A 15,606-nucleotide genomic window follows, 5' to 3' on the forward strand; every position below is an offset into this window, starting at 1 on the left:
TGCGCGGCGCGGGCTTCGCTTCGGGCGTTTCGGTGTCGCTGGCGGCGTCGGGCGCCGATGCGGCCTCGGGCTCACTCGCGACATCCGGCTCGCTCGCGGCGACGGGCGCTTCCGGCTCGGGCGGCGGCGGCGAGCGGAACAGACTGCAGCCCGACAGCACGGCTACGACGAGCAGAGCGGAAAGGGTCGGAAGATTTACAACAGGACGTGCGAAACCGCCTCTCATCAACAGAAACTCCTAGGAGCGCCGGCGCGGGCTTGCGCTCAGGCGCGCCGCGCGGCGGGGTCAAACCGGGTCGTGAGAGTTTAACCCGCGCAACGGGGCAATCCGCCTAAAACGGCCCTTTTTGCGTCTTTTCAACCCGATTGACCCGCCATCTCGACGACAAAAGCGCATCGGCCGCCCGTCTGCCGCGATTTTGCCGCGAGCCAGACGGCGCGTTTCGGGCTGCCTGTGTGTTCTGTCAGGCGTGCGGCTTAGCGCAAGCCGCACGCCCGAGCACGGCGACGCCATCCGATTCATTCATCGGACGACATCGCGCGCGGTCAGAGCGTGGAAGAAAAAAAGCGCCGGGGTAAACGCGGGGGACGCCCGCCCGCCGGGCCTTGTTCGCGGCGATATAAGGATCACGGCATGTCCTCAATGCGATTTACGCGATGGGAGCGCATGACGGGTTCGCCTAACCTTCGATCCAGCATAAAGATGTCAAAAAACTGTCCACCGATATAGACAGCGCTTCCCAAGGCGCGCCCGGCTGGCGTCGACACGACAACTCAACATACGAGACGAACCTGATGACGGGTCCGCGCGCACGCCGCCGGTCCGTTTCAGCACGCTGATAAAGGAGGCACTCATGCTCGACCCCCACGTCCGGCCATTGGCCGACGCCGCCGAACTGACCGCGGATCTGTCCGTGGCCCGTGACGGCGACGCCCTCGACGCCGCCCGCGCGACGGGCTTGCTCGACCGCTATTTCGACATCGCCGCGCGCGGCAGTTCGGTGCGCCAGGAGGGCATCGCGGGCGTCACCACGTTCCTCGCGATGGTCTATTCCGTGTTCGTCGTGCCGGGCATGCTCGGCAAGGCGGGCTTCGACACCAGCGCGGTATTCGTGGCCGTCTGTCTGACCACCGCATTCGGCTCGCTGCTGATGGGCCTGTGGGCGCGTCTGCCGATCGCGATCGGCTGCGCCATTTCGCTGACGGCGTTCACCGCGTTCGGCCTCGTGCTCGGCAAGGGCCTCAAGCCGGAAGTCGCGCTCGGCGCGGTGTTCCTGATGGGCCTCGTTTTCACGGCGATTTCCGTCACGGGCGTGCGCTCGTGGATCCTGCGCAACCTGCCGCACGGCATCGCGCATGGCACGGGCATCGGCATCGGGCTGTTCCTGCTGCTGATCGCGGCCAACGACGTGGGCCTCGTCGTGAAGAATCCGGGCGCGGGTCTGCCGGTCTCGCTCGGTCATGTCACCTCGCTGCCGGTCATCATGTCGGTGGTCGGTCTCGCGGCGATTTTCGGCCTCGTGCGCCGCCGCGTGCCGGGCTCGATCCTGATCGTGATCGTGGCGATTTCGGCGCTCGGGCTCGCGCTCGATCCGGCCGTGACCTTCCACGGCGTGTTCGCGTGGCCGTCGCTGTCGGCGCCGGGTCATGCCTCGCTGATCGGCGCGATGGACATCAAGGGCGCGCTCTCGCTGACGGTGCTGCCGAGCGTGCTCGCGCTCGTGATGACGGCCGTGTTCGACGCCACCGGCACGATCCGCGCCGTGGCGGGGCAGGCGGGCCAACTCGACGCCAACGGACGCATCATCAACGGCGGCCGCGCGCTGACCGCCGACTCGGTCAGCTCGATCTTCTCGGGCTTCTTCGGCGGCGCGCCGGCGGCCGCCTATATCGAATCGACCGTGGGCGTGGCGGCGGGCGCGAAGACCGGCATGGCCGCCGCTGTGGTGGGCGTGCTGTTCCTCGCGGTGATGTTCTTCGCGCCGCTCGCGGGCCTCGTGCCGTCGTACGCCACGGCGCCCGCGCTCATGTATGTCGGCCTGATGATGCTGTCGAGCGTCGCGCGCCTCGACATGAGCGACATGGTCGATTCGATGGCGGGCCTCGTTTGCGCCGTGTTTATCGTGCTGACGGCCAATATCGTCACCGGCATCATGCTCGGCTTCTCCACGCTGGTGATCGGCCGCGTGGTGAGCGGCGAGTTCAGAAAGCTCAACGTCGGCACGGGCATCATCGCCGCCGTGCTCGTGGCGTTCTACCTGGGCGGCTGGGCCATCTGACGCGCACGCGTCGCGCTGGCCCGGTCATCGGCAGGACGGTCCCACGGCGCCCCGTCCTGCCGGCTTCACGGCTCGCGTTCGCCTGACGGCGGCGCGGGCCGTGCGGTATTTTCGGCGCGATTTTTTATTGCCGGAACCGGCAAAGATCGCGCCTTGACTTCCGCGTCTCGCGTTCTATGCTAAACCACATGGTTAAGTATGAAGACGACGCGCTGAATCGCACCTTCGCCGCGCTCGCGGACCCCACGCGGCGCGCGCTGCTCGCGCGGCTCGCCCAGCAGGACGCGCTCTCGGTGAGCGCGCTCGCGCAGCCCTTCGCGATGTCCTTGCCCGCCGTGATGAAGCATCTCGACGTGCTCGCCGAGGCGGGTCTCGTCACGCGCGAGAAGACCGGGCGCACGGTCGCGTGCCGTCTCGCGGCGGGGCCGATGGAGGACGCGATGCAGTGGCTCGCGCACTATCAGCGCTTCTGGAACGAGGCGCTCGATCGTCTCGCCGCTTTCGTGGAGGAAGACGCATGTCCAGCCGACCCGAACCTGTCACCGCTGCAACCGCTGTCGCCGGTGCAGGCGATGGCGCCGACGCCGCCCGAGGCGTCGCCGTCCTCGTCCTCCGCCGTCGTCTCAACGCGAACGCCTGCAAGGTCTACGCGGCATGGACGCAAGCGGCGCAACTGATGCGCTGGATGCATCCGCTCGACACGACCTGCCTGCATGCCGAAGCGGACGTGCGCGTGGGCGGGCGCTTTCGCATCATCATGCGTTCGCCCGACGGCGAGGAGCACGATGTGAGCGGCACGTATCTGGAGGTCGTGCCCGAGCAGAAACTGGTGTTCACGTGGGCGTGGCGCAGCACGCCCGAGCGCGAATCGCGCGTGAGCGTGCTGCTGCGCGCCGAAGGCGAAACGACCGAGCTGACGCTGCGTCACGAACGTCTCTTCGACGAAGCAACGCGCGACGCGCATCGCGAAGGCTGGTCCAGCGCGTTCGACCGGCTGGGCGAGCTGTTCGACTAGGCGCTCACCGCGCCGGTATCGACGATCAACCGAAGGAGGAAGACACGATGGAAGCGCACAAGATTGTTTCGGAGGCCGAATGGTTGAAGGCGCGCGAGGCGCTGCTCGAAGACGAACGCGCATTCACGCATGCGCGCGACGCGCTGGTGGCGAAGCGCCAGGCGCTGCCGTGGGTGAAAGTCGAGAAAAACTATACCTTCGAGACGCCGCACGGCACACGCACGCTCGCCGAGCTGTTCGGTCCGCGCAGCCAGTTGCTGACGTATCACTTCATGCTCGGACCGGACTGGGAAGAGGGCTGTCCCGGCTGCTCGTTTCTGTCCGATCACGTCGATGGCATGCTGCCGCATCTGGAGCATCACGACGTGACTTACGTGGCCGTCTCGCGCGCGCCGCTCGCGAAGATCGAGGCCTTCAAACAGCGCATGGGCTGGCGGTTTCCGTGGGTGTCGTCGTATGGCGGTGAATTCAATTTCGACTTCAACGTGTCCTTCACCGACGCCGACAAGGCGCGCGGCACGGCGCGCTACAACTATCGCGATCAGGACTACGTGAGCGACGAATTACCGGGCATCAGTGCGTTCTATCGCGACGAGGCGGGGCAGGTCTATCACACGTATTCGGCCTACGCGCGTGGCGTCGAATTGCCGATCGCGACCTACGCGATGCTCGAATTCACGGCGAAAGGCCGCAACGAAGCGCACGACATGAACGACTGGATGCGCCATCACGATCGTTATGGCGACAGCGCTCAGACGCACGCGTGCTGCGGGCACGACAAGGCCGGGCACTGAAGAAGACGTGGGGCTTAAAGACAGCGCGAAACGATGTGTCTGTCAGCTTGCGCAGGGTCGCGGAAAGTGCTGCGAAACGTGAATGAAAGCACCAGGGGCGAGCGACGCAATGCGGCGTCGCGAACGCGAGAGTCGGCTTAGAGCGACATCTCGAACGCGGGGCGCAGCAGGACTTCAATCGCCATCACGATCAGACCCATGGCAGCGGCGGCGAGGGTCAGCGTGCCGTATTCGTCGTAGCGCGCATCGTAGAGACAAGCGACGACGAACAGAATGGCGAGCAGGTTGGTCAGCCAGTCGAAGTTCAGCGCGAGGAGCATCGGTGTATCCGGGTGCCGATCCACAGAAAGCGGGCCGGCGGGTAGTGCAAACCGGCGCGATTCTAGCGGATCGACCTTACGGATACGCAACAATACGGCGCATTACAACGTTATTTTTGCGGCCGTTATTTTTGGGACGTGGGCGCCGGCATCTCGTCGCGGATCCACTCCGTGACCGAGCTGCGCTTCGGCTCCCAGCCCAGCAGCTTGCGCGCGCGCTCGCCGCGCACGCGGCTGTTCGAACCGAGCCCGTACGACGCCATCTCGTAACCCCATTCCCCGATCGCGTCTTGCAGCGGCCAATCTTGCGGCGCGCCGAGGCCCATCTTCCGCGCGAGCGCTTCGGTCATCGAGACGAAGTTGGCTTCGCCGCTGTCGACGAAATAGAACGTGCCCGCAGGGGTTTTCTCGATCGCGAGGCGATAGAGTTCGGCGACATCGTCCACGTGCACGTTCGACCAGATGTTCAGGCCGCGCCCGACGTGACGCATGACGCCGCTTTTCTGCGCCTGACGAATCAGTCGCGGCAACTGCACGCTCGCCGCGCCCGGCACCGCGCCCACGCCGTAGATCAGCGTGTTGCAGAGCACGGCGCTGCGAATGCCGCGCTGCGCGCCCGCGAGCACGAGATCGTCGATGGCCACGCGCGGCGCCTTGTCGGGCGTCGGCGCGGGCAGGGCGTCTTCGTAGTAGATCTTGTCGGTCGGCTCGCCGCCCGAAGCGTCGCCGACGATGCTCGATCCGCTCGTATGCAGCAGCGGCTTGTCCGAGCCTTCGAGCGCGTCGAGCAGCGCTTCGACCGCGCCGCGATGGTCGCTGTCGGCGGCGTTGATGACGGCGTCGGCGGCGCGCGCTTCGCGCATCAGCAGATCGCGGTCGTCGAGACCGCCGTGCACCGGCGCGATGTTCAGCGCTTCGAGATCGGCGAACTGTTCGGGGCGGCGCACCAGCCCGCGCACTTCATGGCCCGCGCGCGCCAGATGCGCCGCGATCGTGCCGCCGATAAAGCCGCCTGCGCCCGTCACGAATACTTTCATTGGAACTCTCCTGGTTGGCCCGGCGCCGCCAACGGCGGCGGGGCGAATGGTCGTGATGAATGATCTGGCGTCGAGTATCGCGGCATTCGCGCTTTGCAAAAACCGTGTTAGTCTCAAATGAATCTTGACTGCGGATCAACAATGAAAACGTCGACCGACGAATTGCTCGTATTCGTCACCGTGATCGATGCGGGGTCGATCACCGCCGCCGCCGAAAAACTTCAGCAGACGGTCTCGGGCGTGAGCCGCGCGCTCACCCGGCTCGAAAAGCAGCTGGGCGTGGCGCTGATTCTGCGTACCACGCGGCGTCTGCAACTGACCGAAGAGGGCGAGCTGTTTCTCGAACGCGCCCGTGCGATTCTGGGCGCGATGGAAGATGCCGAAGAGGCCGTCACGCGCCATCGCGAACAGCCGTCGGGGCGGCTGCGCGTGGACGCGGCCACGCCGTTCATGCTGCACTGTATCGTTCCGCACGTGAGCGCGTTCGCGGCGCGCTTTCCCGAGATCCAGCTCGAACTGACGAGCAACGAGCGCATCGTCGACCTGCTGGAGCAGCGCGTGGATATCGCGATCCGCATCGGCGCGCTGCAGGATTCCACGCTGCATGCACGCTCGCTCGGCGTGAGCCGCCGCCGCGTGGTGGCGAGTCCCGCGTATCTCGCGGAGCACGGCGTGCCGCGCTCGCTCGCGGCCTTGCGCGAGCAGCGGCTGATCGGCTTCACGGCGCCCGCGCAACTGAACCGCTGGCCGCTGCGCGAATCGACCGCCGACGCCGACGCGGACAATGCGTCTCAAGCGCCCTTGTTCGACGAAACCGCCGAGCCGGGCATTGCGATCCAGCCGACGCTGTCCGCATCGAGCGGCGAGACCATCCGGCAACTCGCGCTCGCGGGCGCGGGCATTGCCTGTCTTTCGGACTTCATGACTGCCGACGACCGCGCGTCGGGCCGTCTCGTCACGCTTCTCGACGACGCGCTGCTCGCCGAGCGCCAGCCGATCCACGCCGTCTACTACCGCAGCGCCGCGCTGGCCGCGCGCGTGCAGTGTTTTCTCGCGTTTATCGGGGGCAGGCTGGAACTGCAGCCCTGACGGGGCCGGGTGCGGTGGCGGGGCCGCGCTCATGGATAGTCCCAGGGCGGCGTGATCCGACTAAGAGTTGTCTATACAGGCGCGCCAGGCTAGACTGCGCGACAACTTGTATAGACAGGATTCGATCATGCTTCTCACGCCCGGCCATCTGACCCTGCCCCAACTGCGCCAGATCGCGCGCGAAACGGTGAAACTCGAACTCGATCCGGCGAGCTACGCCGGCATCGACGCGGGCGCGCGCGCCGTCGCCGAGATCACCGCCAAGGGCGAGCCCGCTTACGGCATCAACACGGGTTTCGGCCGACTCGCGAGCACGCATATCCCGACCGATCAGCTCGAACTGCTGCAACGCAACCTCGTGCTCTCGCACGCCGTGGGCGTGGGCGAGCCGATGTCGCGTCCGGTCGTGCGCCTGCTGATGGCGCTGAAGCTGTCGAGCATGGGCCGCGGCCACTCGGGCATCCGCCGCGAAGTGATGGGCGCGCTGATCACGCTGTTCAACGCCGACGTGCTGCCGCTGATCCCCGTGAAGGGTTCGGTTGGCGCCTCGGGCGACCTCGCGCCGCTCGCGCATATGTCGGCGGTGCTGCTCGGCATCGGCGAAGTGTTCATTCGCGGCGAGCGCGCCAGCGCCGAAGCGGGCCTGGCCGCCGCCGGCCTCAAGCCGCTCACGCTGCAGGCCAAGGAAGGCCTCGCGCTGCTCAACGGCACGCAGGCGTCCACGGCGCTCGCGCTCTACAACATGTTCGCGATCGAAGACCTGTACCGCACGGCGCTGGTGTCGGGCGCGCTGAGCGTGGACGCGGCGGCGGGCTCGGTCAAGCCGTTCGACGCGCGCATCCACGAACTGCGCGGCCATCGCGGCCAGGTCGAAGCGGCCGCGTCGTATCGCGACCTGCTCGAAGGCTCGGCGATCAACCTCTCGCACCGCGATTGCGGCAAGGTGCAGGACCCGTACTCGCTGCGCTGCCAGCCGCAGGTGATGGGCGCGTGTCTCGACCAGATGCGCCACGCGGCGCACGTGCTGCTGATCGAGGCGAACGCGGTCTCCGACAATCCGCTGATCTTTCCGGAAACGCTCGAAGTGCTTTCGGGCGGCAACTTCCACGCCGAGCCGGTGGCCTTCGCCGCCGACAATCTCGCGCTCGCGGCCGCCGAAATTGGCGCGCTGGCCGAGCGCCGCATCGCGCTGCTGATCGACGCGACGCTCTCGGGCCTGCCGCCTTTCCTCGTCAAGGACGGCGGCGTGAACTCGGGCTTCATGATCGCGCACGTGACGGCGGCGGCGCTGGCCTCGGAAAACAAGACGCTCGCGCATCCGGCTTCGGTCGATTCGCTGCCGACGTCGGCGAACCAGGAAGACCACGTGTCGATGGCGACCTTCGGTGCGCGCAAGCTCGCCGACATCGCCGACAACACGGCCAACATCCTCTCGATCGAACTGCTCGCCGCCGCGCAAGGCGTCGATCTGCGCGCGCCGCATCAGACCAGCCCGGCGCTGCAACGCGTGATGCAGACCGTGCGCGCCGAAGTTCCGCATTACGATCTCGACCGTTACTTCGCGCCGGACATCGCGGCCGTCACGCGTCTGGTGCAGGACGGCGTCATCGCGGCGCACAGCCCGTTCGCGTTCGAATCGCAGGCGAACTGAGCGTCGCCGGGCGACGAGCGCCGCGCATGAACGCGCCCGCGTATCAAGGCATCAAGGACTTCATCCTTGCGCGCATCGACGCGGGCGAGTGGGGCGAGGGCGACCAGGTGCCGTCGGAGAACGAGCTGGCGCGCGAGTTCAAGGTCGCCCGCATGACCGTGAACCGCGCGCTGCGCGAACTGACCGCCGAACAGGTGCTCACGCGCGTGCAGGGCGCGGGCACCTTCGTCGCGCGGCCGAAGTACGAGTCGACGCTGGTGGCCATCCGCAGCATCTCCGACGAGATCGTCGCGCGCGGCCACCGGTATCGCGCCGAGGTGCTGGAACTCGGGCCGATGGCCGCCGACGAGGCGCTCGCGCTCGAAATGGGCCTGCGTACGCACGACGTCGTGTTTCGTTCGCGCGTGCTGCACTTCGAGAACGACGAGCCGGTGCAACTCGAAGATCGCTGGGTCAATCCGGCGCTCGCGCCCGATTACGCCGGACAGGATTTTACGCAGACCACGCCGAATCAGTACCTCGTGCGCGTGGCGCCCTTGCAGCGCGTGGAGTACCGCATCGAGGCGCTCGCGCCCGAAGGCGACACGCGCGCGCATCTGGCGATGGGCGAGTCCGAGCCGTGTCTCGTGCTGCATCGGCGCACGTGGTCGCGTGCGCTGGTGGCGTCAGTGGCGAATCTCTGGCATCCGGGCAGCCGCTATCGCTTCACCGGGCATTTCTAGGCGCTTTCCGCCGCTCTCCGCCGTTTTTTCGTGCCGCCGTCGATATCGGTCGATCTCGATTCATTGGTGGTACGAAACAATTCCATTTGCCTTTCGAAGCGATCACGAACGCGCCATCGCCAGCCCGTCTAGCGGGTTACGACCCCGCTTGAACGTTGCGGCCGCGCGGCACGTGTCTTGCGGCGGGTTGCATCGCACCGTGCGATGCGGCTAACCTTCAGGCATCGGCCAGGCGCATCGATGTTGATGCGGCCTTCGAGGAGGACCTCCGCAATGGAAGATTCCGGCGCTACGCTCATGCCCATGTGGCGCGCGAACCTCGCGCTGCTCACCCGCGAAGTCGGCGCGGTCACGCGGCTCGCGCGCATGATGACGTTTTCCGCCAGTCACATGAAGCTGATCGTGACCGGACAGCGCGACTTCAGCGCGGAGTTCGTGCGCGGCGTGGAAGCCGTCACGGGCTTGCGCGAAGGCTGGATGGACGAGCCGCACGACGCGGCCGACGTACCCGACGAAGCCCGCGAGGCCATCGCCGGCGAATCGCCGCGCGCGCGCTTTCGCGGCACGGCGCATCCGGTGCGCAAGGCGCCGGTGCTGCGCTCGGAGCCGATCTTCGGGCAGACCGGCGTCAGGCGCGAGGGCGGGCAGGACACCCAGACGCAGCGGAAGCTGGCGGGCACGCGCAAGATCCGCGAACTGGCCGCGCAGGACGTGCGCAAGCTCGAACGCCACCTGAGCATGTTGCCGGTCGATCCGGAAGCGCTGCGCTCGCGTATCGAGGACGTGATCGGCTATGCGGAGCCCGACGAACGCGTACGCGCCGATCTCGAAGGGCGGCTCGAACAGATCGAGAAGCATCGCGAGTTGCTGCTGCGGCACGTCTCGCGTTTGCATGCGCTGCTGCTGCGACTCGGCGAGGAGTGACGCCGCTCATCTGTCCGCGTGCCTGTTTTTTATCGGCTAGACCCGCAGTTCCGCGAGAATCTGCTCGGCGAGAAAGTCGCACGGCGGGCGGTTCGAACTCGCGCTGCGCGCGAGCACCACTTCGAGTTCGGGCAGATCGGGCAGACCGTGCGGGCGACCCAGCGTGGCGAAGGTCTCCGGCACGGCGCAGCGCGCGAGCGGCGCGACGGCGAGACCTGCCGCCACCATGCTGCACAAGCCCATCAAGCTCGGACTTTCATATGAGGTGCGATAGGTGATGCGGGCGCGCTCCAGCGCCTGGATTGCGTTCGCGCGCGCGACGCTGCCCGCGCTGAAGAGGGCGATGGGCAGCGGCCGTTCGCGCCAGACCTCGCGGCCGATCGCGGCCGTGGCGGCGGCGGGCGGCCCGGCCCAGACCATCGGCTCGAAGCGGATGAATTCGCCGGACAATCCCCGCGCGCTGCTGGTGCCGGTCGTCCCGGTGATGCACGCGAGATCGATCTTGTTCTCCCGCACCAGCGGCGCGAGCGCGCTGCTCGGCAGCCCGACCACCTGAATCTCCACCTTCGGCCAGTTCGCCGAGAACTTGCGCAGCACGGGCGGCAGCAGCGACGACGCGTAGTCGTCGGGCATGCCGATCGACACGCGCCCCGTGACCTCGGGATGCGCGAGCGTCGCCCAGGCCTCGTCGCGCAGCGCCAGCATGCGCCGCGCGTAGGCGATCAGTGTGTGGCCGTCGGGCGTGGGCGTGACGTTGCGCGGCGCGCGGATGAAGAGCGGCTTGCCGAGCGTCTCTTCCAGCGCGCGGATCTGCATGCTCAGCGCGGCCTGCGAGCGGTGCACCAGCGCCGCGCCGCGCACGAAGCTGCCAGCGTCGGCGACGGCCACCACCATGGCGAGCACGTCCAGATCGAGGGTCTTCATCGGTATAAGAAAAACTGATCGAAAACTTCAATATAACGCGTTTGTCTGAAGGTCGCGACGTCCGTATTCTGGGGAACGAGCCGCCCGCTTTGTCCTCGGTCCGCTCCCTTCCCACGTTCCGCTAGCGCGTTGCCGCCAACCATAACGAGATCCGCGATGTCGATGACCCCGTCTATTGATTTGAACTACGAACGATTCCGCGCGCTCGGCCTGCGCCTCGACATGTCGCGCGGCAAGCCCGCGCCCGAGCAGCTCGATCTCTCGGCGGCGCTGTTCGAGGCTGCGGATACAGCCGGTTTTCGCGCGCGCGACGGCTTCGACTGCCGCAATTACGGGCTGGGCGCGGGCGTGCCCGAGGCGCGCGAACTGGGCGCGGAACTGCTGGGCGTGAGCGCCGCGCAGGTCGTGGCGGCGGGCAATTCGAGCCTCGAACTGATGCACGACGCGTTCGTGTTCGCGCTGCTGCATGGCGTGCCGTCGGGCGAGGCGGGCGCGCAAGGCACGCCGTGGCGCGCCCAGCGCGAGATCGCGTTCCTTTGCCCCGCGCCGGGCTACGACCGTCACTTCGCGATCTGCGAGGCGCTGGGCGTGCGCATGATCGCCGTGCCGATGAACGACGACGGCCCCGACATCGACGCCGTCGAAGCGCTGGTTCGCGACGACGCCTCGATCAAGGGCATGTGGTGCGTGCCGCATTACAGCAACCCGACGGGCGCGACGTATTCCGACGACGTCGTGCGCCGACTCGCCGCGCTGCCCACGGCCGCGCCCGATTTCCGCCTGTTCTGGGACGACGCCTATCGTTTCCACCATCTCGTCGATACCGTCGATACGCCGCGCGCCGCGCACGACATGATCGCGGCCTGCGAGGCGGCGGGCCACGCCGACCGCGTGCTGATGTTCGCGTCGCTGTCGAAGGTGACTTACGCGGGCGGCGGGCTCGCGTGGCTGGCGGCGTCGCCGCGCAACGTGGCGTGGTGGCTGCGCCATACGGGCGTGCGCTCGATCGGCCCGGACAAGCTGAACCAGTTGCGCCACGTGCGTTTCGTGCGCGATCGCGCGACGCTCGACGCGCTGATGGCGCGGCACCGCGCGTTGCTCGCGCCGAAGTTCGACGCGGTCGATGCGGTGTTTCGCGAGCGTCTGGCGGGCGTGCCGCAGGTGAGCTGGAACGCGCCGCGGGGCGGCTATTTCATCAGCCTGTATGCGCCGCCGGGCTGCGCGCGCCGCACGGTGGAACTCGCCGCCGAGGCGGGCCTCGTGCTGACGCCGGCGGGCGCAGCGTTTCCTTATGGCGTCGATCCGCAGGACAGCCATTTGCGGATCGCGCCGTCGTTTCCCGCGCTCGACGAGGTGCGGCTCGCGGCGCATGGCATCGCGCTCGCGCTGCTGCGCGCCGTCGAGGAGCAGGGCAGGCGGGCGGCCTGAAGCGGGTGGTCTGAAGCGGTTGTCTGAAGCGGGCGGTCCGGCAGGCGATGTGCTACAACGAAAGTCGAACGCCATCGTCCTCGCGAGGTCGCCGTGTCCGCTGCGCTTTTCCTGTCCACATCGCCGCTCGCCGCCGCTCCGGGCCGGGAAGCCGACGACTGCGTCTGCATGCTCGGCCCGGGCGATCGTCCCTTCGAGGAACGTCACGAACGCGCTTGCCTCGCGATTGTCGTGGCGGGATCGTTCGGTTGTCGCGGCGCGCGGCGGACGCGGCGTTGAGCGTGGCGCGCCCCGGCGACTTTGCGCGGATCTTCGCGCTCGCGCTCGCACTTTGCGTGGTTTCGGCGACGTGGGCGGCCTCGGCGCAGCCCATCACCACGCCGCCTCCCGACACGATCCCCGAAGACGACACGCCCCCGGCGACGCTGGAACGCGACGTCCACGTTTTCGTCGTGCAAAAAGACGGCTCGGTCGAGGAGCACGACGATTCGACCTTGCGCGCGAACACGGGCGCGGGCGTCGATGCCATTGCCCAGCGCTATGTCTGGTTCAATAAGGATATCGAAACGATCACGGGCCTCGCGGCGCAGACGATCGATCCGGACGACAGCGTGCATACGGTCGGCCCGGCGAATATCCGCGACGTGCAGGAGCCGCGCTCGGCGGGCGCGCCGACCTTCGAGGACGGCGTGCTGCGCACCGTGATCTTTCCGGGCGTGCAGCCTGGTTCGCGCGTGCGGCTCGCGTTTTCGAAGCGGCGCGCGAAGCCTTTGCAGGCGGGCACGTTCTCGTACTTCGCGGTGCCGGAGGATCAGCCCACGCAGTTCCAGCGCCTGATTTTCGATCTGCCCGCCGACGTGCCGCTCTACGCCGACGCACGCGGCTACACCGCGCAGCCGCCCGTGACGGAAAACGGCCGCACCCGTTATGCGTTCGACTACGCGCACGGCCCGTATGCGCCGCTGGAGGCGGGCGCGGTCGCGCGCGTGAACTGGGGCGCGCGCCTGATGGTGACGACGGTGCCGAGCTTCGCGGCCTTCGCGGCGCGTTACCGCGAGTCGGCGGCCGATCCATCGGCGACGAGTCCGGCCATCGCGGCCTTCGCGCAATCGCTCACGGCGGGCGCGAGCGATCCGCGCGAGAAAGCCGCGCGCATTTACGACTGGATGCGTCTGAACATTCGCTACGTCGCGCTATTTCTGGGCGAGACCGAGGCCGCGCCGCATCGCGCGGCGGACATCCTGCGCGACCGCTATGGCGACTGCAAGGATCACGTCGCGCTGTTCACGGCGCTGCTGGCGGCGGTCGGCGTGCGCGCCGAGGCCGCGCTCATCAGCCTCGGGCCGGTCTACAGCTTGCCGGACGTGCCGGGCTACGGCGCGGAAGCGATCAACCACGTCATCGCGTATCTGCCCGATCTGAACGTGTTCGCCGATACCTCGTCGGGCGGCGTGGCCTTCGGCTTCCTGCCGGCGGGCGTGATGGACCGCCCGGCGCTGCTCGTCGACGACGGCGTGCTCGTGCGCACGCCCGCGACGCAACCGCGCGCGCGCTCGGCGCGGCTGGAGATCGACGTGAATGCCGACGGCAACGCCGCGTTTCGCTATCACGTCGACGATGCGGGCGCGAGCGCGGAGCCCGAGCGCAACACGTTTCGGCGCGCGACGCATCAGGTCGCGCAGCAGATCGCCGCGCAGCGCGTGCGGCAGACCGGGCTCGCGGGCACCGCGCGGATTGCCACGAGCGCGCTCGACGCCACGTCGGGGCCGTTCGGCACGCGTATCGAAGGCAAGCTCGATCACTTCGTGTGGCGCGACGGCACCACGGCGCTGCCCGCGCTGAGCAGCCTGTCGGGCGGCATCGGCACGCAGATCGACACGTGGCTCGCGGTGCCGCGCCGCACGCAGCCGTGGGCCTGCGTGGGCGGCGATTACGAGGAGGACGCGCAGATCGCGCTGCCCGCGTTCGCGCGCGTGACGGACCTGCCGCGCGATACCGATGTGAGCACGCAGGCCGACGCGGCGCGCATCGTCTACAGCGCGCGTTATGTGTTCGATCCGCTCACGCGCACGGTGCAGATTGCGCGGCGTTTGTCGGCGCGATTCGGGCAACAGGTGTGTTCGGCGCAGCAGTTCGAGCAGATGCGCGACGCACTCGTACGCATCCAGCGCGACACGCACGCGCAGATCGTCGTGCGTGCGCGATGAATCGATCAGGATGGCTGATTAAATTAAGCGGAGCCTGAAAACAGGCGTCGAACGCGCGGTTTCAGCCGCCGCGCGTCATCACCGGCACCCACGCGCCTTGCTTGACCTGATAGAGCGTGGATGCGCCGTTCTTGAGCGCGCCATGTTCGTCGAAGGCAATGCGGCCAGTCACGCCGTCGAACGCAAGCGTGCTGAGCACCGGGCGGTAGACGTCCGGTTTCGCCGACTTTGCCGCGACCATCGCGTGAATCGCGGCCCACGCGGCGTCGTAGCCGAATGGCGCGTAAGCGAGCACATCGGCGCCAAAGCGGCTGCGGTACTTCTGCGCGAAGCGCGGGCCGTCGGGCAGTTGCGCGAGCGGGCGGCCGTATTCCCAGGCCATCGCGCCTTCGCCGGCTGCGCCCGCGAACTGCACGAAATCGGGATTCGCCACGCCGCCCCCGCCCACGAACTGCGTGTTCATGCTGCGCGCCTTCATCTGCTTGACGAGCGATCCCGCCTGATGCGCGAGGCCGCCGAAGTAGAGCAGGTCGGCGTCGGCGGCCTTGATCTTCGAGAGCTGCGGGCCGAAGTCGTCGGATTCCGTGGCGGCGAACTCGCGCGCGACCACGTTGCCGCCGTGCTCCTTCACGGTGCGCTCGAACACGTCGGCCTCGCCCTGGCCGAAGGCGCTGCGGTCGTCGATGATCGCCACGCGTTTGGCTTTCATGACGTCGACGGCCCACGCGCCCGCGATGCCGGCGTTCTGCGCGTCGTTCGAGATCACCGTGAAGGTGTTCGCGAAACCCTGCGCCGTGATGACGGGATTGGTGGCGGCGGGGTCGAGCATCGGAATGCCGGCGCTTTCATAAATGCGCGAGGCGGGAATCGCCGTGCCCGAGTTGAAGTGGCCGATCACGGCGGCCACGCCCTGATTCGCGAGCTGGGCCGCCGACTGCACGCCGAGGCGTGGATCGGCGCGGTCGTCGAGCGCGACGAGTTCGAAATGCGCCACCTGATCGCCGATCTTGAGGCCCTGGGCGTTCGCTTCGTCGAGCGCGAGTTGCACGCCGTTCTGCAGGTCGCGGCCATAGTTCGCGTAGTCGCCGGACAGCGCCGCCGCGAAGCCGATGCGCACGGTCAGCGGACCCGCCGCGTAAGCCGCGTTGTCGGGCAAGGCGAGCAGCGCGCCGCCGGAAACGGCGACGCCGCAGACGAGGGCGACGCGCGCGAGCGT

At 67.9% G+C, this 15,606-nt stretch carries 14 protein-coding genes and 1 pseudogene; 10 read left to right on the forward strand and 5 right to left on the reverse strand.

Features of this window, described 5'->3' with window-relative positions; all coding sequences use genetic code 11:
- Positions 1-226: pseudogene (locus tag G3N97_RS27585) on the reverse strand (PRC-barrel domain containing protein); the annotation flags it as partial.
- 628 nt (positions 227-854) lie between these two features.
- Here G3N97_RS27585 and G3N97_RS27590 point away from each other — a divergent pair.
- The 4 genes from G3N97_RS27590 to G3N97_RS27605 all read left to right on the forward strand — a co-directional run bounded on the left by G3N97_RS27590 (position 855) and on the right by G3N97_RS27605 (position 4,088).
- Positions 855-2,279, forward strand: a complete 1,425-nt coding sequence (locus G3N97_RS27590; RefSeq protein ID WP_205996184.1) for an NCS2 family permease — start codon at positions 855-857, stop codon at positions 2,277-2,279.
- Between the two features lie 188 nt (positions 2,280-2,467).
- Positions 2,468-2,956, forward strand: a complete 489-nt coding sequence (locus G3N97_RS27595) for a metalloregulator ArsR/SmtB family transcription factor (protein WP_205996185.1) — start codon at positions 2,468-2,470, stop codon at positions 2,954-2,956.
- Positions 2,956-3,294 (forward strand): SRPBCC domain-containing protein, encoded by a 339-nt coding sequence (locus G3N97_RS27600; protein ID WP_205996195.1) that lies wholly within the window; start codon positions 2,956-2,958, stop codon positions 3,292-3,294. Before G3N97_RS27595 ends, G3N97_RS27600 begins: the two co-directional genes overlap by 1 nt.
- Before the next feature lie 47 nt (positions 3,295-3,341).
- Positions 3,342-4,088 carry a thioredoxin family protein gene (locus G3N97_RS27605; protein ID WP_205996186.1) on the forward strand — a complete coding sequence of 249 codons (747 nt, stop codon included), beginning with the start codon at positions 3,342-3,344 and terminating at the stop codon, positions 4,086-4,088.
- A 137-nt stretch (positions 4,089-4,225) separates the two neighbouring features.
- On the opposite strand, the gene G3N97_RS27610 is transcribed toward G3N97_RS27605, so the two are convergent.
- Both G3N97_RS27610 and G3N97_RS27615 read right to left on the reverse strand, forming a co-directional pair.
- The gene (locus tag G3N97_RS27610) at positions 4,226-4,408 is read right to left on the reverse strand and encodes a hypothetical protein (RefSeq protein WP_027821027.1); all 183 of its coding nucleotides are present in this window, start codon (positions 4,406-4,408) and stop codon (positions 4,226-4,228) included.
- A gap of 125 nt (positions 4,409-4,533) precedes the next feature.
- Positions 4,534-5,445 (reverse strand): NAD-dependent epimerase/dehydratase family protein, encoded by a 912-nt coding sequence (locus G3N97_RS27615; RefSeq protein ID WP_205996187.1) that lies wholly within the window; start codon positions 5,443-5,445, stop codon positions 4,534-4,536.
- Between the two features lie 141 nt (positions 5,446-5,586).
- On the opposite strand from G3N97_RS27615, the gene G3N97_RS27620 reads away from it, so the two are divergent.
- From G3N97_RS27620 to G3N97_RS27635, 4 genes are all read left to right on the forward strand, one after another.
- Positions 5,587-6,534: a LysR family transcriptional regulator gene (locus G3N97_RS27620; protein WP_205996188.1), complete on the forward strand. Its 948-nt coding sequence runs from the start codon at positions 5,587-5,589 to the stop codon at positions 6,532-6,534.
- Positions 6,535-6,661: 127 nt separating this feature from the next.
- Complete coding sequence (gene hutH / locus G3N97_RS27625) at positions 6,662-8,185, forward strand: histidine ammonia-lyase (RefSeq protein ID WP_205996189.1); 1,524 nt, start codon at positions 6,662-6,664, stop codon at positions 8,183-8,185.
- Positions 8,186-8,211: 26 nt separating this feature from the next.
- The gene (gene hutC, locus G3N97_RS27630; RefSeq protein ID WP_205996190.1) at positions 8,212-8,907 is read left to right on the forward strand and encodes a histidine utilization repressor; all 696 of its coding nucleotides are present in this window, start codon (positions 8,212-8,214) and stop codon (positions 8,905-8,907) included.
- Between the two features lie 273 nt (positions 8,908-9,180).
- Complete coding sequence (locus G3N97_RS27635; RefSeq protein ID WP_205996191.1) at positions 9,181-9,831, forward strand: hypothetical protein; 651 nt, start codon at positions 9,181-9,183, stop codon at positions 9,829-9,831.
- A gap of 36 nt (positions 9,832-9,867) precedes the next feature.
- Here G3N97_RS27635 and G3N97_RS27640 read toward each other — a convergent pair whose 3' ends face one another.
- Entirely contained in the window at positions 9,868-10,755 is an 888-nt protein-coding gene (locus tag G3N97_RS27640; protein ID WP_065061175.1) for a LysR substrate-binding domain-containing protein, read from the reverse strand.
- 162 nt (positions 10,756-10,917) lie between these two features.
- Here G3N97_RS27640 and G3N97_RS27645 point away from each other — a divergent pair, with 162 nt between their 5' ends.
- Together G3N97_RS27645 and G3N97_RS27650 are read left to right on the forward strand one after the other, a co-directional pair.
- Positions 10,918-12,183, forward strand: coding sequence for an aminotransferase class I/II-fold pyridoxal phosphate-dependent enzyme (locus G3N97_RS27645; protein WP_205996192.1), 1,266 nt, complete (start codon positions 10,918-10,920; stop codon positions 12,181-12,183).
- 281 nt (positions 12,184-12,464) lie between these two features.
- Entirely contained in the window at positions 12,465-14,390 is a 1,926-nt protein-coding gene (locus G3N97_RS27650) for a DUF3857 and transglutaminase domain-containing protein (protein ID WP_346778129.1), read from the forward strand.
- A gap of 61 nt (positions 14,391-14,451) precedes the next feature.
- Here the strand turns inward: G3N97_RS27650 and G3N97_RS27655 are convergent, their stop codons facing one another.
- Positions 14,452-15,555 (reverse strand): branched-chain amino acid ABC transporter substrate-binding protein, encoded by a 1,104-nt coding sequence (locus G3N97_RS27655; protein ID WP_205996194.1) that lies wholly within the window; start codon positions 15,553-15,555, stop codon positions 14,452-14,454.
- Between the last annotated feature and the right edge of the window lie 51 nt (positions 15,556-15,606).

Source organism: Paraburkholderia sp. Ac-20347 (genome assembly GCF_017104805.1).
Classification (GTDB): domain Bacteria; phylum Pseudomonadota; class Gammaproteobacteria; order Burkholderiales; family Burkholderiaceae; genus Paraburkholderia; species Paraburkholderia tropica.

Coding starts and splice junctions, on each gene's coding strand:
- G3N97_RS27590 (WP_205996184.1), top strand. CDS start 855: ATGCTCGACCCCCACGTCCGGCCATTGGCCGACGCCGCCGAACTGACC.
- G3N97_RS27595 (WP_205996185.1), top strand. CDS start 2,468: ATGGTTAAGTATGAAGACGACGCGCTGAATCGCACCTTCGCCGCGCTC.
- G3N97_RS27600 (WP_205996195.1), top strand. CDS start 2,956: ATGCGCTGGATGCATCCGCTCGACACGACCTGCCTGCATGCCGAAGCG.
- G3N97_RS27605 (WP_205996186.1), top strand. CDS start 3,342: ATGGAAGCGCACAAGATTGTTTCGGAGGCCGAATGGTTGAAGGCGCGC.
- G3N97_RS27610 (WP_027821027.1), bottom strand. CDS start 4,408: ATGCTCCTCGCGCTGAACTTCGACTGGCTGACCAACCTGCTCGCCATT.
- G3N97_RS27615 (WP_205996187.1), bottom strand. CDS start 5,445: ATGAAAGTATTCGTGACGGGCGCAGGCGGCTTTATCGGCGGCACGATC.
- G3N97_RS27620 (WP_205996188.1), top strand. CDS start 5,587: ATGAAAACGTCGACCGACGAATTGCTCGTATTCGTCACCGTGATCGAT.
- hutH (WP_205996189.1), top strand. CDS start 6,662: ATGCTTCTCACGCCCGGCCATCTGACCCTGCCCCAACTGCGCCAGATC.
- hutC (WP_205996190.1), top strand. CDS start 8,212: ATGAACGCGCCCGCGTATCAAGGCATCAAGGACTTCATCCTTGCGCGC.
- G3N97_RS27635 (WP_205996191.1), top strand. CDS start 9,181: ATGGAAGATTCCGGCGCTACGCTCATGCCCATGTGGCGCGCGAACCTC.
- G3N97_RS27640 (WP_065061175.1), bottom strand. CDS start 10,755: ATGAAGACCCTCGATCTGGACGTGCTCGCCATGGTGGTGGCCGTCGCC.
- G3N97_RS27645 (WP_205996192.1), top strand. CDS start 10,918: ATGACCCCGTCTATTGATTTGAACTACGAACGATTCCGCGCGCTCGGC.